At 65.2% G+C, this 19,332-nt stretch carries 21 protein-coding genes; 14 read left to right on the forward strand and 7 right to left on the reverse strand.

Features of this window, described 5'->3' with window-relative positions:
• Positions 1-226: 226 nt before the first annotated feature.
• Together ACQR0U_RS02350 and ACQR0U_RS02355 are read left to right on the forward strand one after the other, a co-directional pair.
• Positions 227-568, forward strand: a complete 342-nt coding sequence (locus tag ACQR0U_RS02350; protein WP_315825563.1) for a hypothetical protein — start codon at positions 227-229, stop codon at positions 566-568.
• Positions 540-1,196, forward strand: coding sequence for a nucleotidyl transferase AbiEii/AbiGii toxin family protein (locus tag ACQR0U_RS02355; RefSeq protein WP_315825562.1), 657 nt, complete (start codon positions 540-542; stop codon positions 1,194-1,196). The genes ACQR0U_RS02350 and ACQR0U_RS02355 overlap by 29 nt, the downstream gene beginning before the upstream one ends.
• Before the next feature lie 27 nt (positions 1,197-1,223).
• Here ACQR0U_RS02355 and ACQR0U_RS02360 read toward each other — a convergent pair whose 3' ends face one another.
• Positions 1,224-2,945 carry an alpha-amylase family protein gene (locus tag ACQR0U_RS02360; protein WP_434842550.1) on the reverse strand — a complete coding sequence of 574 codons (1,722 nt, stop codon included), beginning with the start codon at positions 2,943-2,945 and terminating at the stop codon, positions 1,224-1,226.
• 124 nt (positions 2,946-3,069) lie between these two features.
• Here ACQR0U_RS02360 and ACQR0U_RS02365 point away from each other — a divergent pair, with 124 nt between their 5' ends.
• Entirely contained in the window at positions 3,070-3,552 is a 483-nt protein-coding gene (locus ACQR0U_RS02365) for an MmcB family DNA repair protein (RefSeq protein WP_315751894.1), read from the forward strand.
• A 156-nt stretch (positions 3,553-3,708) separates the two neighbouring features.
• On the opposite strand, the gene ACQR0U_RS02370 is transcribed toward ACQR0U_RS02365, so the two are convergent.
• The 3 genes from ACQR0U_RS02370 to ACQR0U_RS02380 all read right to left on the reverse strand — a co-directional run bounded on the left by ACQR0U_RS02370 (position 3,709) and on the right by ACQR0U_RS02380 (position 4,570).
• Entirely contained in the window at positions 3,709-3,969 is a 261-nt protein-coding gene (locus ACQR0U_RS02370) for a DUF1488 domain-containing protein (RefSeq protein WP_315715133.1), read from the reverse strand.
• A gap of 103 nt (positions 3,970-4,072) precedes the next feature.
• A complete protein-coding gene (locus tag ACQR0U_RS02375) occupies positions 4,073-4,315 on the reverse strand; it encodes a hypothetical protein (RefSeq protein ID WP_315751895.1) in 243 nt (80 codons plus the stop codon).
• A 117-nt stretch (positions 4,316-4,432) separates the two neighbouring features.
• Positions 4,433-4,570 carry a hypothetical protein gene (locus tag ACQR0U_RS02380; RefSeq protein WP_172115158.1) on the reverse strand — a complete coding sequence of 46 codons (138 nt, stop codon included), beginning with the start codon at positions 4,568-4,570 and terminating at the stop codon, positions 4,433-4,435.
• Positions 4,571-5,074: 504 nt separating this feature from the next.
• Between ACQR0U_RS02380 and ACQR0U_RS02385 the strand changes: the two genes are divergently transcribed.
• From ACQR0U_RS02385 to ACQR0U_RS02395, 3 genes are all read left to right on the forward strand, one after another.
• On the forward strand, positions 5,075-5,344 hold the full coding sequence (locus ACQR0U_RS02385) for a hypothetical protein (RefSeq protein ID WP_434842552.1): 270 nt from the start codon (positions 5,075-5,077) through the stop codon (positions 5,342-5,344).
• Positions 5,337-5,633 (forward strand): hypothetical protein, encoded by a 297-nt coding sequence (locus ACQR0U_RS02390; protein WP_315715135.1) that lies wholly within the window; start codon positions 5,337-5,339, stop codon positions 5,631-5,633. Before ACQR0U_RS02385 ends, ACQR0U_RS02390 begins: the two co-directional genes overlap by 8 nt.
• Positions 5,634-5,851: 218 nt before the next feature.
• Positions 5,852-6,217, forward strand: a complete 366-nt coding sequence (locus ACQR0U_RS02395) for a hypothetical protein (RefSeq protein ID WP_315715136.1) — start codon at positions 5,852-5,854, stop codon at positions 6,215-6,217.
• A 23-nt stretch (positions 6,218-6,240) separates the two neighbouring features.
• On the opposite strand, the gene ACQR0U_RS02400 is transcribed toward ACQR0U_RS02395, so the two are convergent.
• Together ACQR0U_RS02400 and ACQR0U_RS02405 are read right to left on the reverse strand one after the other, a co-directional pair.
• Positions 6,241-6,795, reverse strand: a complete 555-nt coding sequence (locus ACQR0U_RS02400; RefSeq protein ID WP_315715137.1) for an ActR/PrrA/RegA family redox response regulator transcription factor — start codon at positions 6,793-6,795, stop codon at positions 6,241-6,243.
• A 175-nt stretch (positions 6,796-6,970) separates the two neighbouring features.
• Positions 6,971-8,326 (reverse strand): ActS/PrrB/RegB family redox-sensitive histidine kinase, encoded by a 1,356-nt coding sequence (locus ACQR0U_RS02405; protein ID WP_315751897.1) that lies wholly within the window; start codon positions 8,324-8,326, stop codon positions 6,971-6,973.
• A gap of 97 nt (positions 8,327-8,423) precedes the next feature.
• Here ACQR0U_RS02405 and ACQR0U_RS02410 point away from each other — a divergent pair, with 97 nt between their 5' ends.
• The 5 genes from ACQR0U_RS02410 to ACQR0U_RS02430 all read left to right on the forward strand — a co-directional run bounded on the left by ACQR0U_RS02410 (position 8,424) and on the right by ACQR0U_RS02430 (position 15,505).
• Positions 8,424-9,215, forward strand: coding sequence for an ABC transporter ATP-binding protein (locus ACQR0U_RS02410; RefSeq protein WP_316171018.1), 792 nt, complete (start codon positions 8,424-8,426; stop codon positions 9,213-9,215).
• On the forward strand, positions 9,212-10,024 hold the full coding sequence (locus ACQR0U_RS02415; protein WP_315715140.1) for an ABC transporter permease: 813 nt from the start codon (positions 9,212-9,214) through the stop codon (positions 10,022-10,024). Before ACQR0U_RS02410 ends, ACQR0U_RS02415 begins: the two co-directional genes overlap by 4 nt.
• Before the next feature lie 123 nt (positions 10,025-10,147).
• Entirely contained in the window at positions 10,148-11,476 is a 1,329-nt protein-coding gene (locus ACQR0U_RS02420; protein WP_434842553.1) for a polyhydroxyalkanoate depolymerase, read from the forward strand.
• Between the two features lie 208 nt (positions 11,477-11,684).
• Positions 11,685-12,524 carry a M48 family metallopeptidase gene (locus tag ACQR0U_RS02425; RefSeq protein ID WP_434842554.1) on the forward strand — a complete coding sequence of 280 codons (840 nt, stop codon included), beginning with the start codon at positions 11,685-11,687 and terminating at the stop codon, positions 12,522-12,524.
• A 317-nt stretch (positions 12,525-12,841) separates the two neighbouring features.
• Positions 12,842-15,505 (forward strand): EAL domain-containing protein, encoded by a 2,664-nt coding sequence (locus tag ACQR0U_RS02430; RefSeq protein ID WP_316171016.1) that lies wholly within the window; start codon positions 12,842-12,844, stop codon positions 15,503-15,505.
• Between the two features lie 49 nt (positions 15,506-15,554).
• Here the strand turns inward: ACQR0U_RS02430 and ACQR0U_RS02435 are convergent, their stop codons facing one another.
• Positions 15,555-17,753, reverse strand: coding sequence for a transglycosylase domain-containing protein (locus tag ACQR0U_RS02435; RefSeq protein ID WP_315751901.1), 2,199 nt, complete (start codon positions 17,751-17,753; stop codon positions 15,555-15,557).
• A gap of 154 nt (positions 17,754-17,907) precedes the next feature.
• Here ACQR0U_RS02435 and ACQR0U_RS02440 point away from each other — a divergent pair, with 154 nt between their 5' ends.
• The 3 genes from ACQR0U_RS02440 (at position 17,908) to ACQR0U_RS02450 (ending at position 19,296) form a co-directional block, all read left to right on the forward strand.
• On the forward strand, positions 17,908-18,336 hold the full coding sequence (locus tag ACQR0U_RS02440; RefSeq protein WP_315715145.1) for a DUF1330 domain-containing protein: 429 nt from the start codon (positions 17,908-17,910) through the stop codon (positions 18,334-18,336).
• Positions 18,337-18,625: 289 nt separating this feature from the next.
• Positions 18,626-18,940 carry an ArsR/SmtB family transcription factor gene (locus tag ACQR0U_RS02445; RefSeq protein WP_315715146.1) on the forward strand — a complete coding sequence of 105 codons (315 nt, stop codon included), beginning with the start codon at positions 18,626-18,628 and terminating at the stop codon, positions 18,938-18,940.
• Positions 18,937-19,296 carry an SRPBCC family protein gene (locus ACQR0U_RS02450; RefSeq protein ID WP_434842555.1) on the forward strand — a complete coding sequence of 120 codons (360 nt, stop codon included), beginning with the start codon at positions 18,937-18,939 and terminating at the stop codon, positions 19,294-19,296. The genes ACQR0U_RS02445 and ACQR0U_RS02450 overlap by 4 nt, the downstream gene beginning before the upstream one ends.
• Positions 19,297-19,332: the final 36 nt, after the last annotated feature.

Consider the following 19,332-nt stretch of genomic DNA (forward strand, 5'->3'; position numbering starts at 1 on the left):
GAGGGGGCGGCGCGTCGCAATCGATGTCGTTGAGGCCCGATCGCAGGGCTTCGCTGGACGCCTTCAGCGGTATTGCTCGGGTCTTCCGTGCCGCCGTGTCCCCGGAATTGTTGAGGTTCCCACCGAACGGCGCCATATTGCGCGACAGATGCCGGGGAATCTTCGGCCTTCAAGGAGATGACGTGTACTGGTCTCCGAAACCGGTACTTCGCGGGAGTTCGAACTGATGAATACGCCGCCGCCGACGACGTCTGACAGTCTCACCGCGGCCGTGACCACGATCAATACGCCGCTGCCGGTCCGCATTGGCGAGGCGACGTTGCTGGCCTGCCTCAAAGCCGAGAAACTGGAGCCGAAATGGCGTGTCCACGTGCAGGCGTTCTTTGACGAAATTGATGCCTCTGTGATCCATCATCTCGTCCTCGACAAGGCTGTGACGTTCGAAGAACTATCGAAGGCGATCGACACTTGGCAGGTTGTGGGGTCCGAAAATGAGAGATGGGTCAGGGAAATGGCGGCCTTCGAGGTGGCAAGACCTCATGCAGAAGGCGCTGCTGTCCCTCGATAGCCTGGAGGGCGGCCCTGGGGCGTGGACGTTCGGGGGCGGCACGGCCCTGGCGCAGAGCTTCGATCATCGCATCAGCTACGACGTCGACATCTTTCTGGATTCGAGCACGGCCCTGAAGCGGCTCGCGCCGAACATGAATCCTGTCACGAAGGCCCTTTGCGATACGTGGCAATGGCCGGGCAAATATCTGAAGCTGATTCTCCGGGACGTAGGTGAGATCGATTTCTTGAATGCGCCCACCTTTACGGATCATCCGACGTATCCGTTGAGCTTCGGCGGCCGGATTATACCGGCGGAGCGACCGGCAGAGATTGCGACGAAAAAGTTGATCTATCGTGCATCGACCTACACGGCGCGCGACACGTTCGACCTTGCCGCGGTCTATCTCTATGATCGACCGGCGCTCGGCGAGATCGCGCAATCTCCGGCAATGACCCGCGATGTCGTATCGGCCGCACACAATCGTTTAAGTCTGGCAAGATATCAGTTCCAGGCGGAAATGCGAGACCTCATCAATTTGACGGCTCGCGGAGAGCAGTTCGTCGACACCTCCTGCGAAATGGCGTTGGAGGCGCTGGTCGAAATTCAGCGCCTCGTTCACGAACGAGATGCGCAGCCGAGCGGCTGAAGCCGTTCTCCTTGAAGACGCCCGTCATCAGTTGGTCGTCGATCGCCGCCGCGTCTTCCGCCGCTTTTTCACCGGGCTCTTCGTCTCGATATCGCTTCGCCGCAGCAGATAGTCCAATCCGCCGACGCGGTACCAGCGGTAGCCGTAGGGCTCGAGCACCAGGGTGTGGCGGCCGCGGTCGTCGGCCTGGCTGTGATCCTCCGACAGCAGATTGATCAGCAGCTTCCCGCCATCGTCCGGCAGTCCGGCATCGAAGCTGATCTCCCGCGGCTTCTCGTCGAGATTGTGCACGAACAGCACCGAGTTGTTGCGCCAGTCGTAGCGCATGATCAGCACGGCCGGATCCCTGGTCGCGATCACCTCGAAATCGCCCCAGCCGACTTCCGGCACCTCCTTGCGCATGCGGATGATGCGTTCGGTCCAGTTCAGCATGGAATTCGGATCACGCCGCTGCCGGGCGGCGTTGATGTGATCATAGCCATAGGGGCCGTGATCGATCACCGGAGACGCCGGCGCGTCGCTCTTGGTGAAGCCGCCATGCGGCTCGGTCGACCATTGCATCGGGGTGCGCGCGCAGTTGCGCTCGGCCAGGCTGAGATCGTCGCCCATCGCGAGCTCGTCGCCATAGCGGATCACGGGCGTGCCGGGCAAGGTGAACATCAGGCTGTAGGCGAGCTCGATGCGGCGGCGGTCGCCGCCGAGCATCGGCGCCAGCCGCCGCCGAATGCCGCGATCGTACAACTGCATGTTCTTGTCCGGGCCGAACGCCGCGAACACCGCCGCGCGCTGCGGCTTGGTCAGGCGTCCCAGATCGAGCTCGTCGTGATTGCGCAGGAACAGGCCCCATTGCGCCGAGGCCGGCCGCGCCTTCGTCTGATAAAGCGCCTCGGCCAGCGGCCGCGTGTCGGAGGCCGCCAGCGCGTAGAACAGATGCTGGTTGACGTGGAAGTTGAACATCATGTGCATGCGGTCGCCGTCGTCGCCGAAATACTCCATGTCGGTTTCCGGCAGCACGTTGGCTTCGGCCAGGATGATCGCTTCGCCCTGGCGCCATTGCAGGAATTCGCGGAAGGTCCTGAGCATGTCGTACTGCTCGACCGGCTTCCTGACATCGGCGCCCTTGGCCGCGATCACGAACGGAACCGCGTCCATGCGGAAGCCGGAGACGCCGAGCTGGATCCAGAAGCCCATGATCTTCAGGATCTCTGCCTGCACCTCGGGATTGGAGGTGTTGAGATCGGGCTGGAAGTCGTAGAAGCGGTGGAAGTACCAGGCGCCCGATTCCTTGTCGCGGGTCCAGGTCGACTTCTGCACGCCGGGAAACACCATCCCCTTGTCGGCATTGGCCGGCTTCTTGTCCGACCAGACATACCAGTCGCGGTAGCGGGCGCTCTTCGAGCTGCGGGCGTCGACGAACCAGGGATGCCGGTCGGAGGTGTGGTTGACGACGAGGTCGATGATCACCCGGATGCCACGCTGCTTGCAGCCATGCGTGAACTGGACGAAATCACCGAGCGTGCCGTAGCGCGGGTCGACGCCGTAATAGTCGGCGACGTCGTAGCCGTCGTCGTGCTGCGGCGAGGGCTGGAACGGCATCAGCCAGATCGCGGTGATGCCGAGCCCGTGCAGATAGTCGAGCCGGCGCGTCAGCCCCTTGAAATCGCCGATGCCATCGCCGTCGGCGTCCATATAGGTGCCGACCGACAGACAGTAGAACACCGCGTTCTTGTACCAGAGATCGTCGATCATGGACGGCGCCTCGCTGCGCCGCCCGGCCGGCGGCCGGCTTGTTAAGCGGAAGGCCGGCGTCAGGTTCCGGTTCCCGGGTGATCGGCGGGCTTGGGCGACGCCTGGAATCGGTTATGCTGCGGCAATGGAATCGTCCGCCGCCAGGATCAGCCTCGTTCCCACCGACCGCCGCCAGTCGGAGACGGCGCTGGCGATCGCGCGCGGCACCTCGCGCCTGCTGCGCTCGCTCGGCTTTGCCACCATCAGCGAGCTGCCGCTGCCGTCGGGCCGTCGCGCCGACCTGGTGGCGCTGAACGAGCGCGGCGAGATCTGGATCGTCGAGATCAAGTCGTCGGTCGAGGATCTGCGCGCGGATCACAAATGGGAGGACTACCGTGCCCATTGCGACCGGCTGTTCTTCGCCTTCACGCAGGATCTGCCGTGCGAGATCTTTCCGCAGGACACCGGCCTGATCGTCGCCGATGCCTATGGCGCCCACCTGCACTGCGAGGCGCCTGAGCACAGATTGCCGGCACCGACGCGCAAGTTGATGACGGTACGCTTCGGGCTCGCGGCGGCGCAGCGGATCAACCGGCTGATCGACCCGCAGGGCCACGCGGACCGCTAGACAATCCTCAAATGCGCTCCACTGGACGGGGTTTCCCCGCCTAGGTAGGTGACAGAGGCTCCGTCAGGTCACGAGTCTCGAGATGAGAGACATCAGCATCGCTGAGAACCGATCCGCATCACCGCCGGCCTGGCCGATCGCCGGCAGGCATCGCCTTCAGAAATTGGCGGCGACGAGATCGTAGGAGCCCCGGCTGCCGCGGACATAGAGCCGGGCGGCGGCGGCGCAGATCCGCTCGCGGTTGGAATCGAATGCGGTCAGAAAGCCCGACTCGTCGGGGCGGGCGTCGGGCTGAAGGCGTCTCAACGCACCCTCGTCGACGAAGAACGACGCTTCCATCGCGCTGTCATAGCCCCAGAACCGTACGGCACGTCGCGTGCGGTCATAGGAGCGGCTGTGATTTGGAAACTCAATCATGTGTGTGACCGATCAGGTTCGGAGGACACCGCGGTGAGGGCGGACGTCATCCAAGGGGCGTCGTTCGGCAATGGTCGCCGGCGACAAAGGGGTTGCGCGCATCTCAATCGAAGGCCGACGGCAACTCACCGTGGCGGAAGAAGATCGTCGGCTCATCGTCATAGTCGCCCATGTCGGGATCGCCCGAGGATGAGAACGCGACGACGCCTGCCTTGCTGGACACCAGCCGTTCCGCAGTCCGGAGCGCGCTCGCTTCCGTCTTGCAGGCGATCGGCGTCTCGGCTTTCGCGCGTCCGCCCCGGCCGGCGCTGAACGCCTGAACGACATAGATCGTTTCGCGCGCCATGTTCTGTCCTTTGGGCTGTCTACCGGTCGGCCGCGTCGTCGCTGCTTGCGCGCGGCCTTGATTGCGCACGGCCTTGCGTGCGGGAGACCATCCAGACTGATGAGGACCGGAAATCCCCTAGCGCTTCTTCTTGTCGCTGGAAAAATCCGGCTGCCATGCTCCGGCCTTCTGGCTCGGCGCTGCGGCAATGCTCTTGGGCTTTTCCTTCTTGGGTTTCTTGGCTTCGCGATTGCCTTTTTGCTGACCTTTGGCCATGTCGGTCTCCTCGACTCGGGTTGGAGCTGGTTCAACGCATCGGACGAGCGCCCCGTCGATCCTGCGTGCGCAGCGTCACTGCCGGTCGGCCGGGCGGCCGTCGTCCACCGGTTGCCGATGCGGGCGCCGCGGTGGTCGGATCTACGAATGCAGTGCGGCAACTGCGAGCGCGAGAAGGATCAGCAGAAGCGGCACGATAATGGGTGGAACGATCCACTCGCTCAGACGAAACTGCGGCATTGGCTACCCCTCGCGTGGTTTGCGGCGGGAGCGCTCGTGACCCTCAGTCACCGGTGAATGCCGTCGGAATGGCGGTGATCGCCATTGATACACCCTGGCTCCTGCAATAGCGAGCACCAAAGCGCAGCGACACGGTCCGATGACGCCACGCCGCTCATCACGTCGTGCTGATGAGAAAGCGGTGGCTATTGCCGGCCGCAAGGCGCATGCTTCGAAAGACTTCGAAGTCGCGACAGCGACAGCCGTTGCGAAAGGTAGGCGCAGATGAGCATCCGCTCGCGGCGCAAATTCGTCACATTCAAACACCCGTTCCGGATCAGGAGCATCGAGCGTCTCTTGCCCGAGGGCACCTACGAGGTGGTCACGGACGAGGAACTGATCGAGGGATTGTCCTTTGCTGCCTACCGCCGGGTTGCGACAATGATGATGGTCCCGGTCGCCGGTTCGCGCTCCGCTGCCGTCGAGATGCTGTCCATCAGCTCGGTCGATCTTGCAGACGCGCAGCGTGTCGACGCGAGTGCGTCGGATGACTGACGAGCCGCTCGATCTCGACAGGCACCGCGGGATGAGCGCGCAGAAGGCCGTGGACCTCCGTCGCGCGTTGGCAGAGGCCGAAAGTCATGCGCGGGAGCTGCGCGATCGGCAGGCTGTTCTCGAGCAGCACCTGCTCGCCAACGCGGCCGAGTCGTGGCCGGAAGCCGCCGCGAAGGCGCGCTATCTCCTGAACATCTACGCCGCGAGCCTTGCGGAACAGGATACCAGGCATCGGGAGCTGATCGCTGCTGTCCTGGCCGATTTCTCCCGGCTGACGGGGGAGAGCTGACGTCGGGCCGGCGCATCGTGGCGCCTTCCAGATCCACCTGTGAATCCGCCCGCGCCCGATTCAGGACCGTTGCCAGCGCGCGACAACATCCGCTCGTCCCGGCCTCCTGGCAATTTCCCCGGCTCTGCCCGACAATTGCCCCGCATGGGGCGCAACATGCCGGAACATTTTTAAGGCTCGAGCGGTATCCAGCCCAGGGGTGCGGACAGGGACGACAGATGCGACGGGTGGTCTTGGCGTTGACACTGCTCTTCGCGACCGGAGTCCGCGCGGAGGAAATGGCGTTCTACGTCCTGGGCGTGGGCGCCGATTCCTGCGAGCGCTTCATCGCCGCCGCCGAGGAGCAGCCACCCGGCACCTACAAGGCCATCACCAGTGGCGACGGCCCCTACGTCAACGCCATCTCAAAATATCAGCAGTGGATGATGGGCTACGTGTCCGCCATCAACGCGGATCGCGGCGATGAGGGCCGGCAGATCAAGCTCGATCTGACCGAGGTCGACAGCTGGATGCGCAATTGGTGCAGCCGCAACCCGCGGCGCACCGTCTTCCATGCGTTGCAGGCGTTCGTGAAGTCGCATTGACCCGCGGCGAACAAAAAATCCGCCTATTTCGGTGCGCGCTTGGCGAGGATGCGCTGCAGGGTGCGGCGGTGCATGTTGAGCCGGCGCGCCGTTTCCGAGACGTTACGGTTGCACATCTCATAGATGCGCTGGATATGCTCCCAGCGGACACGGTCGGCCGACATCGGATTCTGCGGCAGCTCGGATTTTTCGCTGGTGGTCGACAGCAGCGCTGCAACGACGTCATCGGCATCGGCCGGTTTGGCGAGATAGTCGACGGCGCCCATCTTCACCGCCGTCACGGCGGTGGCGATGTTGCCGTAGCCGGTCAGCACGATGGCGCGCGCTTCGGGACGCTTGCGCTTCAGCGCCGACACCACGTCGAGGCCGTTGCCGTCGCCCAGCCGGAGGTCGACCACGGCGAAGGCCGGCGCCGCCTTGCCGATCTGTGAAATACCTTCGGCGACGCTCTCGCAGGAGGTCACCGTGAAACCGCGGGTCTCCATGGCGCGCGACAGGCGCTCCAGGAACGGCTTGTCGTCCTCCACGATGAGGAGAGAGCGGTCCGGATGGTTCGTCAGTTCGGCGATGGCGCCCACGGTCATATCCTTGAGAAGAAGGCTCGATGGTTGCGAGACGATCTGGTCCATCCTCATATGGTCTGCCGAGTCGCCGCTGCCAAGATCGCGGGTTGCCGCAGTCTGCGGCGTGACGCCGCGCGGGGCCGGTTTGCTGTATGCCAGGACCGCGCCAGCGGCGGCTGCCCCGGAGGTTTCATTCCGGCTCCGCCTCGCCATCATCGTCCTCGCTGGCCTCGAAGCGCCGCCGCGGCCAGACGATCTGGACCACGGCGCCATGGTCGGGGAAGGTGCGGTTGCTGAACGAGACCTTGGCTCCGGTCCGCTCCAGCAGGGTGCGGGCGATGAACACGCCGAGCCCGAGGCCGCCGCCCTGGTTACCTCCCGGGCCGTCCTCGACGCTGGGCCGGCGTGACAGATAGGGCTCGCCGATCCGCTTCAGGATATCAGGCGCAAAGCCGGGGCCGTCGTCGGACACCACGATCTCGACCGTCTCGTTGTTCCACCAGGCGTTCACCTCGACGGCGTTGCGCGCGAAATCGACGGCGTTCTCCAGGATGTTGCCGACGCCATAGAGGATTGCGGGGTTGCGCGAGCCGACCGGCTCCTTGGCCGCGGTGACCGCGACGCGCACCTTGATGTCGACGCCAAAGTCGCGATGCGGTGCGACCGTCTCCTCGATCAAGGTCGACAGCTTCATCCGGTCGTACATCGACCCGATCGAGGACAGCTGGGTGATCTTGCCGAGAATGTCGCGGCAGCGCTGCGCCTGCTCGCGCAGGGTCTTGATGTCGGAGGTGACCTGGCTGTTGTCCTGCAGGGCGCGCTCCAACTCGCGCGAGATCAGCACGATGGTCGCGAGCGGGGTGCCCAGCTCGTGCGCGGCGGCCGCCGCGAGGCCGTCGAGCTGGGTGAGGTGCTGCTCGCGCGCCAGCACCAGCTCGGTCGCCGCCAACGCGTCCGACAGCTTGCGCGCCTCCTCGGTCACCTGGAACGCATAGAGGCTGGTGACCCCGATCGCGAGCGCGATCGAGAGCCAGACACCGAACAGATAGATCGGCGGGAAGATCAGCGGCTCCTCGCCTTCCCACGGCAGCGGCAGATGCATGAAGAACAAGGCGGTGGCGCAGGTGACGGCGAGCAGGCCGAGCATGATCGTCAGGCGGACGGGGAGGGCGGTCGCCGAGATCAGCACCGGGGCGAGGAACATGTAGGAGAAGGGATTCTCCAGCCCGCCGGTGAGATAGAGCAGCACCGTCAGCTCGATGATGTTGAGCGCGAGCAGGCCGCCGGCGTGGGCCGGCTCCAGCAACTGCATCGGGTTGAAGGCGATCTGCAGGCCGAGATTGAGCAGCGCCGAGATGCTGATCACCGCGAGACAGGGCACCACTGGCAGGTCGAACTCCAGGCCCTGCACCACGATGAAGATCGCGCTCAATTGACCGAGCGCGGCCAGCCAGCGCAGCCGCAGGATGGTGTCGAGCCGGACGCGCTGTCGCGGATGGCGATAGTCGGTGTCGGGCGTGTCGATGATCAGGGCGTCGTCGGTCATGACGGGAACCTAATGCCGCGCAAGCACGGCGACAAATCTGGCCCGCCGTTGGTGGCCTGTTGCGGTTTGCGGCACAATGCCTCAATGAACCCCTCCCATGACGCAAGATGACGCAGTGCCGACCCTCTCATCCGATTCCAGCTCGGTTTCCCCCGCGATTGCCGTGTCGCGGCTGACCAAGGTCTACAAGACGACGACCGCTGTCGACGGCGTCTCGTTTGCGATCCGCCGGGGCAGCATCACCGGGCTGCTCGGCGGCAACGGTGCCGGCAAGACCACGACGATTGCGATGATCATGGGGCTGGTGCAGCCGACCTCGGGCGAGGTCGCCGTGCTCGGCCACAGGATGCCGGACGAGGCTGCGGCCGTGCTGGGGCGGATGAATTTCGAGAGCCCCTATGTCGACATGCCGATGCGGCTCACGGTGCGGCAGAACCTCACCATCTTCGGCCGACTCTATGCGGTGGACCACCTCAAGGAGCGGATCGCCGAGCTCGCGGCGCAGCTCGACCTGAGCGACTTCATCGATCGCGCCAATGGCAAGCTCTCGGCCGGGCAGAAGACCCGCGTGGCGCTGGCGAAGGCGCTGATCAACGATCCCGAGCTGCTGCTGCTGGATGAGCCGACGGCCTCGCTCGATCCCGACACCGCCGACTGGGTGCGCGGCCATCTTGAGCGATACCGACAGCGCCGCGGCGCCACCATCCTGCTCGCCTCCCACAACATGCTCGAGGTCGAGCGTCTATGCGACCGCGTCATCATCATGAAGCGCGGCCGCATCGAGGACGACGACAGCCCGGCGCAGATCATGGCGCGCTACAACCGCTCGACGCTCGAGGAGGTCTTTCTCGACGTCGCCCGCGGCCGCGACCGGGAGGCGGCGCAATGAACGATCTTTCGCTCCGCATCGCCCCGCACCGGATCGGCGCGATGATCCTGCGCTACTGGTATCTGCTGCTGTCGTCCTGGCCGCGGCTGCTGGAGCTGATGTACTGGCCGACCTTGCAGATCATCACCTGGGGGTTTCTGCAGACCTACATCGCCGCCAATGCCGGCTTCTTCGCCCGCGCCGGCGGCACCCTGATCGGCGCGGTGATCCTGTGGGACATCCTGTTCCGCGGACAGCTCGGCTTCTCGATCTCCTTCCTGGAGGAGATGTGGGCGCGCAACATCGGCAACCTGATGATGAGTCCGCTGACCCCGATCGAATTCCTGCTGGCGCTGATGACGATGAGCCTGATCCGGCTGGCCATCGGCATCATTCCGATGACCCTTATCGCGGTCTGGTTCTTCGACTTCAACTTCTACAGCATCGGCCTGCCGCTGATCGCCTTCTTCTGCAACCTGATCTTCACCTCCTGGGCGGTCGGCATCTTCGTGTCGGGGCTGGTGCTGCGCAACGGGCTCGGCGCCGAAAGCATCGTCTGGACACTGATGTTCGCGCTGATGCCGCTGGCCTGCGTGTACTATCCCGTTCAGGTGCTGCCGCACTGGCTGCAACTGGTTGCCTGGTCCCTGCCGCCGACCTACGTGTTCGAGGGCATGCGCGCGCTGCTGGCGGATCACGTCTTCCGGTCCGACCTGATGCTGACCGCGCTCGGGCTCAATGCCGCCCTGCTGCTGGCGTCGTTTGCGGCATTCATTGCTCTCTTGCGCAGCGCACGCCGCGCCGGCTCGCTGCTGGCGGCAGGGGAATAATTACGCTTTTCCCGTGGATTTCCGGGCTTTTTCGTCGCTTTGAGGCACCTTCTCGTACACCACCGCATTGACGCATAATTGCGCATTCGGCAGTATGCTGCGCTGCAGAGAGGTTGAACGAGAATGCCGATAGGTGAGTTTGGCGGTGCACCGCCCCTGGCGTCGGAAGGCAGTCCGGTCCTGACGACGCCGATGTACTGGATGTACGAAATGGCGCACGCCTCGCTCAATCCGGCGCGCGCTGTCACCGACGCCACCAAGATCCTGTTTCAGAACCCGCTCAATCCCTGGGCCCACACCCAGATGGGCAAATCGGTCGCGGCGGCCTGCGAGCTGTTCGAGCGCACCACGCGCCGCTACGGCAAGCCCGAATGGGGCCTCGACGAGACCGAGGTCAACGGCATCCGGACCCCCGTCGAGGTCCGCTCGATCTGGGAAAAGCCGTTCTGCCGGCTGCTCTATTTCGACCGCAAGCTGACCCGCCCGCTGCGCAGCCCCCAGCCCCGGCTGCTGATTGTGGCGCCGATGTCCGGCCATTACGCGACCCTGTTGCGCGGCACGGTGGAAGCGTTCCTGCCGACCCACGAGGTCTACATCACCGACTGGTCTGACGCGCGGATGGTCCCGCTGGCCGAAGGCCGCTTCGATCTCGACGACTACATCGACTATGTCATCGACATGCTGCGCTTCCTCGGCACCAACATGCACGTCATGGCGGTGTGCCAGCCGGCGGTGCCGGTGCTGGCGGCGGTGTCTGTCATGGAGGCCGAGCGTGACCCGTTTGCGCCGATCTCGATGACCTTGATGGGCGGCCCCATCGACACCAGGCGCAACCCCACCGGCGTGAACAATCTCGCCCAGGAGCGCGGCATCGACTGGTTCCGCAACCACGTCATCACCAAGGTGCCGTTCCCGCATCCGGGCGTGATGCGCGACGTCTATCCGGGCTTCCTGCAGCTGAACGGCTTCATCAGCATGAATCTCGACCGCCATGTCGACGCCCACAAGGCGCTGTTCGCCAACCTGGTGAAGGGCGATGGCGATCAGGTCGACAAGCATCGCGACTTCTACGACGAGTATCTCGCCGTCATGGACCTGGCTGCGGAATATTATTTGCAGACGGTGGAGACGGTGTTCATCAAGCACGCGCTGCCGAAGGGCGAGATGACCCATCGCGGCACCCTGGTCGATCCGTCGAAGGTTACGCGTGTGGCGTTGATGACGGTCGAAGGCGAGAAGGACGATATCTCCGGTCTCGGTCAGACCGAGGCGACGCACGGACTCTGCTCGTCGATCCCGGATCACCGCCGGGTTCACTACGTGCAACCGGGTGTCGGTCACTACGGCGTGTTCAACGGCTCGCGATTCAAGTCGGAGATCGTGCCGCGCATCAACGATTTCATGTTGTCGGCAGCCGATCCGAAGTCGCTGCTCGCCATTGCGGCTGAATGAGCGAAGACGATGGTCACCGCGCATCCGAATCCGGCTGCGCGGTAACCCTTTGAAGGGACGGTCGAAACCGAAACTCAGGAGTGACTCAAGCAGTGAATGTGGCGTCGCTTCTTGAGCGATGCTTTTGAATCTGAATTCATGTTTTCGGGGGCGCGCGAGGCCCAACTGCTAGGGTGCGGAACCTTCTGAACCCCTGTATGTTGGGCAAATGATTTGTTTTTGCGCCGAGCGCTTTCCCTGGCGGTGGATATGGCAAAATCCGGGCGAGCTCTTACCCCCCGGACTGACAGAAATGGCCACTCGCGCGCTACTCTATCGGCGGCCCGCCGAACCCTCGCGTCTTCTCGTCAAGCATGGCTCGCAAATCTACTCGATTAGATTGCGGCGTCACCGTCGTGCGCGACGTTATACCCTGAGAATTCATCCGTCGGATCGCGAGGCGATCCTCACGATGCCGCCGCGCGGCACCATCATCGAGGCGAAAGACTTCGCGCAGCGTCACGGCGCCTGGATCGCAGCCCGTCTAGGACGTCTGCCGAAGGCGGCGCCGTTCCTGCCGGGCACGTTGGTGCCGCTTCGCGGCGTGCCGCACAAGATCGTGCATCGCGCGGGCGAACGCGGCACGGTGTGGACCGAGACGCGAGACAGTGGCGAGAAGATCCTGTGCGTGGCCGGCGGGATCGAGCACACTGAACGCCGCGTGCTCGACTTCCTGAAGCGCGAGGTGCGCCGTGACCTGCAGAAGGCGGCCGACGCCTATGCCGAGCAGCTTGGCGTCAAGGTCAAGCGGCTGTCGATCCGCGACCAGTCCAGCCGCTGGGGCTCGTGCACCTCGGCCGGCTCGCTGTCGTTCTCGTGGCGCCTGATCCTGGCGCCGCCCTTCGTGCTCGATTATCTCGCGGCGCACGAGGTCGCGCATCTGATCGAGATGAACCACTCGCCGCGGTTCTGGAAGGTGTGTGGCCGGATCTGCGCCTCGGTCGAGCGCGCCAAGAAGTGGCTCGACACCTGCGGCAACGACCTGCATCGCTACGGCATCGACGATTGAGGTATCGACGACGGACCGCTCGACGATGTGAATCCCAATGGCCCCGCCTTCTGGTCCGGGCCATTTCTTCGTCGGGTTCCAATCTGCAATGATGAACTCAGAACCCGCCTGCGGACTATCGAATTCTTAAGCCTTCTCGCCTGCAGTCGGAGGATATTGCCCAATTCGGCGGCGCTTTAACGTGGCTGTAACGCTGCGCTCGCCAGATTTACCGCAATCAAACCCAAGGTGACGTCCCAGCGAGCTGCCGGGTCGTTCGCTGCAACCAAAGCGCAGATCGTTTCTCTCGAAACGTGCAGCGCGCCTCGAATCGAACGATGCTTGCAAGCGAGTTCCAACCGGCCGCATCCACACAATTGCTCTCGGCCGCGCTCGACGGTGTTTCCGAGGCGATTCTCTTTCTCGACGCGCAGGGCCACGTCCAGCACGCCAATCGGGCGGCGTCGGTGCTGCTGCGGCGCGAGCCGGCCGCTCTGGTCGGCGCCGACCTCGAAAGTCTGGGTCTGCCCGCGGATCTGATCCCGGCGATCGCGTGCGACGAGACGACCGACGCGCAGCACGAGGCGGACCAGTCCGACGCCCGCGAAACGACGATGCGCCATGCCGACGGCGGGCGGACCCGCCTCCGCCTGTCGCTGTGCGCGCTCCCGCCGGGCCGGGAGGATGAGCCGGTCCGTTCGCTGCTGTTCATTCGTGACGTGACCACCGAAGTCGACATGCGCGAGCGCAATGCGCTGCTGACGTCGGTCGCCGACCGGACCAACCGGGCCGTCATCGTCACCGACCGCGATCTCAACATCCTCTACACCAACGCCGCCTTTGCCAGCCTGTTCGGCTACACGCCTGAACAGGCGATCGGGCGCCGCGCCGAGGAGCTGCTGATCGGCCCCTGCACCGATCCCGCCATCGTCGACCGGCTGAGACAATGCCTCGAGGACGACCGTGGCATCGAAGAGGACGTGCTGGTCTACGACAAGGACGGCCGCGAGATCTGGACGACCGCCTATGTCAAGGCGCACCGGACCAAGCGGGGCAAGGTCAGATATCTGTTCGGGCTGCTCACGGACATCCGGGAGACCAAGCAGTTGCGCTCGCTGCAGCAGTTGATCATGGCGTCGCTGGCGTCCGACGTTTCGATCACGACCATCGCCGATCAGCTGTGCCGCCGGGTCGAAGAGCTCGCTCCGGACGCCGTCTGCTCGATCCTGCACGTCGATTCCGATGGGCACGTACATCCGCTCGGCGGCCCCAGCCTGCCGCCCGCTTATTCGGCCAGCCTCGACGGCGTCGCGATCGGGCCGGACGTCGGCTCCTGCGGCACCGCCGCCTATCTCTGCGAGCCGGTGCTGTCGCACGACATCGATAATGATCCGCGTTGGCAACCCTACAAGGCCGGCCCGCTCGCCGCCGGCCTGCGTGCCTGCTGGTCGTCGCCCATCAAGGGTAAGGATGGCCGCGTCATCGGCACCTTTGCCTTCTACTTCCGTGAATGCCGCGGCCCCAGTCCCTGGCACGAGCAGATCGTCGCCGCCTGCGTCCAGCTCGGTGCGCTCGCCATCGAGCGCCAGGAGGTCCGCTCGACGATCTCACAGGTCGCCTATCACGACATGCTGACGGGCCTGCCGAACCGGGCCCGCATCCCGTCGCTGATCGCCGAAGCCATCAAGGCGTGTCCGGACGGCGGACACGTCGCCGTGGCCTTCCTCGACGCCGACAATTTCAAGGACGTCAACGACACGCTGGGCCATGCCGCCGGCGACGAGTTCCTGGTCGGCTTCGCCAACCGCCTGCGAGCGCAGATCCGCCCCGGCGACATGCTGGGCCGGCTCGGCGGCGACGAGTTCGTGATCGTGCTGCAGAACCGCGATGCCCTGGAAGCCTCGCTCGCGGCGGCGCGCATCACCGCCGCGCTGGCGATGCCGCTGACGATCGGCAAGCGCCAAGTGCCGATGTCGGCGAGCATGGGGCTCAGCCTCTATCCTGATAATGCCAAGGACATCGAGACCCTGATCAAGCAGGCCGACGCGGCGATGTACAAGGCCAAGCGCGGCGGCCGGGCGACCTACCGCTTCTTCAGCGCCGACATCGACAAGCTCGCCGAAGAACGGCTGATGCATTCGACCGCGCTGCGCGAGGCGATCGCCAGCGAGGCCCTGACATTGCACTATCAGCCGCAGATCCGCACCCGCGACGGCGCGATCCACGGCGTGGAAGCGCTGGCGCGCTGGCACGATCCGGTGCTCGGCGAGGTCTCGCCCGCCAAGTTCATTCCGCTCGCCGAGGAATGCGGCCTGATCGAGCAGATCGGCGTGTGGTCGATCAAGCTGGCCTGCCAGCAGATGGCGTCGTGGCGCCGCGCCGGTCTCGACATCCCCTGCATCTCGGTGAACCTGTCGCCGATCAACTTCCAGAACGTCAACCTGGCGGCGATGGTGGCGCAGATCCTGGCCGCCAACGACCTGCCGGCGAAGATGCTGATGCTGGAGATCACCGAGGGCGTCATCCTCAACGAGCGCGCCACCGTGATCGCGACCATGAACGAACTGCGCAACATGGGCGTCGGCCTGTCGCTGGACGATTTCGGCACCGGCTATTCGAGCCTGAGCCGACTGGCCCAGCTGCCGATCGACGAGCTGAAGATCGATCGCAGCTTCATGCGCGATTTCGAGAACGACAGCGGCACGCGGGCGATCGTGACCGCGGTCGTGCGCGTCGGCCAGAGCCTCGACGTGGCTGTGGTCGCCGAAGGTGTCGAGACCGAGCCGCAGCGCAAGCTGCTGGCCGAGCTCGGTTGCGATGCAATGCAGGGCTTCCTGTTCGCGCGGCCGATGGCCGCCAGCGCCTTCAGCCGCTGGCTGCTGGACTACAGCGCGCTGCGGGCGAGCCTGATGCTGCGGCAGATCGGGCGCAAACTGGCCCGAGCGTCCGGCGCGGCAACCGCCGAGCCGGCAGCGCGTCCCATCGCCGCAGCCGCCAGCTGAGAAGGGTGCATCCCCTCGCGGATGCGCCTCTCACCTCATCTTCGCCGGCTCAGCGCTTTCCACCGAACAATCGATCCACCAGCCAGCCGTCGAGACCCGCGGCGGCTTCCGGCCGCGCGTTGCCGCGGCTCGGCGGCGCCGAGCGTGCGCTCGGTGCCGGCGCGGATGGCGCCGTGATCTGCGAGGCGATCTGCGCCAGGGTCGGGACCAGGCCCGAGCCCTGCGCGTTCGGCAGCGCCGCGACCGGCACGCCCTGATGCGCTGATCGCATGAAGCGGGTCCAGACCTCGACGGGCAGGCCGCCGCCGGTCGCCTTCTTGGTCGGCGAGTTGTCGTCATTGCCGAGCCAGACGCCGGTGACGAGATGCGCGGTGTAGCCGATGAACCAGGCGTCGCGGAAATCCTGGCTGGTGCCGGTCTTGCCGGCAGCGATCCAGCCCGGGATCTCCGCCTTCTTCGCGGTGCCGGAGATCAGCGTCTCCTGCATCATCTGATTCATCATCGCAGCGTTGCGCGGCTCGATCACCTGCACCGGCTGCTCGGTCTGGCGCATGTAGAGCAGCTTGCCGTCGAGCGTCCTGATCCGCGTCACCACATGCGGCGAGACGGTGAGGCCGCCATTGGAGAACGGCGCGTAGGCGCCGACCAGCTCGATCATCGACACCTCGGAGGTGCCGAGCGCGATCGACGGGTTGGGATCGAGCTTGGAGGCGATGCCGAGCCGGTGTGCGGTCCGCACCACGTTCTTCGGTCCGACCTCGAGGCCGACGCGCACCGCGACCGTGTTGAGCGACATCGCCAGCGCCTGGGTCAGCGTCACCGGGCCGAAATATTCGCGGGTGTAGTTCTCCGGCTTCCAGCCCTTCAGATCGAGCGGCGCGTCCTGGCGGACCGTGTCCGGCGTCAGGCCCTGCTCGATCGCGGTGAGATAGACGAACGGCTTGAACGCCGAGCCGGGCTGGCGTTTGGCGGTTACGGCGCGGTTGAACTGGCTGTCGGCATAGTTGCGACCGCCGACCATGGCGCGCACGGCGCCGTCGGGGGTCATCGCCACCAGCGCGCCCTGGCTGACGTTGAACTTGACGCTCTTCGCCGCGAGCTCGTCGATGATGGCCGCTTCCGCCACGCTCTGCAGCTTCGGATCGATCGTGGTCTCCACCACGATCGATTCCTCGACCTGGCCGACGAGGTCGTCGAGCACCTCGCCGATCCAGTCGGCGACGTAGTTGATGGTACCGGCGCCGGCCGGCTTCACCGCGACGGATGGATGCGCGATCTGGGCCTGCGCCTGGGCCTCGGTGATGAACTTGGCCTCCGCCATCGCCGCCAGCACGGTCTGGGCGCGCTTGGCCGCGCCCTCCGGGTTGCGGTTCGGCGCCAGCCGCGACGGCGATTTGACGAGGCCGGCGAGCATCGCCGCTTCGCCCACCGTCACCTGCCGCGCCGACTTGCCGAAATAGCGCTGCGCCGCCGCCTCGACGCCATAGGCGCCGGAGCCGAAATAGACCCGGTTGAGATACAGCTCGAGGATCTCGCGCTTGGAATATTTGCGCTCCAGCCACAGCGCCAGCTCCGCCTCCTGCAGCTTACGCGCCAGCGTGCGCTCCTGGGTCAGGAACAGGTTCTTGGCGAGCTGCTGCGTCAGGGTCGAGCCGCCCTGCGACACGCCGCGATGCAGGATGTTGGCGACGACGGCGCGGGCGATGCCGATCGGGTCGATGCCGAAATGCTGGTAGAAGCGGCGGTCCTCGATGGCGATGAACGCCTTCGGCAGATAGGGCGGCAGATCCTTCAGCGCGACGTTGGCGCCGGCCATCTCGCCGCGCTGCGCCAGCATGGTGCCGTCATAGCCCACGATCTCGATCGTCGGCGGCCGCTTGGGGATCTCCAGCGATTGGATCGGCGGCAGATGCGCGCCGGCCCAGATCACGACGCCGACCAGCGCGATCACGCCCCACAGGCCGCAGACCAGCGCCCAGTAGAACATGCGCCCGATCGACATTCCCCAGCGCGACTTGCCACGTCTCGGCTTTGGTTTCGGTGTCGAGGCCTTCGGCTCGCGCGCCGGCACATCGTCCTCGTCGTCGGGCTCGACCGGCCTTTTCTTTGCAGTCTTTGCAACTGACTTCTTGGGCGTGTCGTCGGAGGGAATGCGATCCTTGGGGTCGAGGCGCAGATCGGCCATCGCGGCCGCAAGACCGAATCGCGGCTCCTTGCGTCCGCCGCCCTGTTTCCGTCCCCGCGCCATACGCAACCCGAGCCCGCGACCCCGCCGTCCGACCACGGTAACGTCCGGAGTTTAAGGGGCAGTTAGAAAGACCTTAACGCGCGATTAGGAGTTTCGCGCCGCTAACGCCGCGTTATGGTTAAGCCAAGGTAAACAACAACAGGCGAGGGAGTTCATGGGCCATATCGATCCCACCAAGGAGGTGTTCGCGCAGTTTCGGGAGAACGACCGCCCGGGGCCGATCCACATGCTGAACCTGGTGCGGCTGCGCAGGGAGGCAGCCTATCCCGATGGACGCAAGGTCAGCGGCGCGGAAGCCTATGCCGCCTATGGCCGCGAGAGCGGCCCGGTGTTCGAGCGCCTCGGCGGCCGCATCGTCTGGCAGGGCCGCTTCGAGCTGATGCTGATCGGTCCGCAGGACGAACGTTGGGACCACTGTTTCATCGCCGAATATCCGAGCGTGCAGGCCTTCGTCGAGATGATCCGCGATCCCGTCTATCGCGAGGCGGTGAAGCATCGCCAGGCGGCGGTCGAAGACTCGCGCCTGATCCGCCACGCCGTGCTGCCGGTGGGCAAGAACTTTGGCGAGGTGCCAGCGGTGTAAGTCTGACTACCACCCGCAAGATTGGTAGTTCCCAGTCGCCAAGCAAAAGGTACGTTCCCTCCCCCTGTGTGGGGGAGGGCTAGGGAGAGGGGGCGCTCCGGGCGACCGTCTCCGTGGCTACTCCCTCCCCAACCCTCCCCCACAAGGGGGGAGGGAGCGCGGCAGTGGGCTGGGTGAGAGCGAATGCTGATCCAGAAGCGCCCGGGCGCGTCGCTCTGCTCGAAGACATCCGCGTTCTCAGCCTCCGTTGCCGCTTGCACGACACATAAGTTTATGCTTATGTGTCGGCATGATCGAGAGTGACATCTTCAGGGCCCTGGCTGATCCGACGCGATACGCGATCTTCGAGAAGCTGGCGAACGGCAGCATGAATGCCAGCGCGCTTCGCGAGGGTCTGACGATCAGCCAGCCGGCGATGTCCCAGCACCTCGCGGTTCTCCGAAGCGCGGGATTGGTGAGGGAAGAACGGCAGGGTCGCTTCGTCAACTATGAGGTCGATCCGGAGGGCTTGGCGCAGATCGCGCGCTGGCTGGCGAAGTACCGTGCCTACTGGCCGTCGCGGGTCGATGCGTTGAAGGCCGTGCTGAAGGACATGGACCAATGACCGATATCAAGGCTGACCTGCAGAGCGACGATCTGGTGCTCGACTACGAACTGGACGCGCCGCCGGAGAAGGTCTGGCGTGCCATCAGCATTCCTGCGCTGCGCGAGAACTGGCTGCCGCGCGGCGACCTCGCCGACGCTGCGCCAATCACCGCGACGCCCGGCGAAGAAGTCCGCTACCGGATGCGCGACCACGAACCGCCGTACCTGGAGAGCATCGTGACGTTCCAGGTCATGCCCAATGCCGAGGGCGGCACCCGGCTCAGAATCATTCACGGGTTGGTCGCCACGACGCTGATGCGGCGGACGCCGTCGGCGGCGAACAGCAACAGGCGCAGCCTGATGCGCGCGGCCTGATCCTCCAAGTCACCGACACCTCACTGAAACCGGGAG

Origin of the sequence: Bradyrhizobium sp. HKCCYLRH3097 (genome assembly GCF_051167875.1) — a bacterium.
In the GTDB taxonomy this organism is placed as follows: domain Bacteria; phylum Pseudomonadota; class Alphaproteobacteria; order Rhizobiales; family Xanthobacteraceae; genus Bradyrhizobium.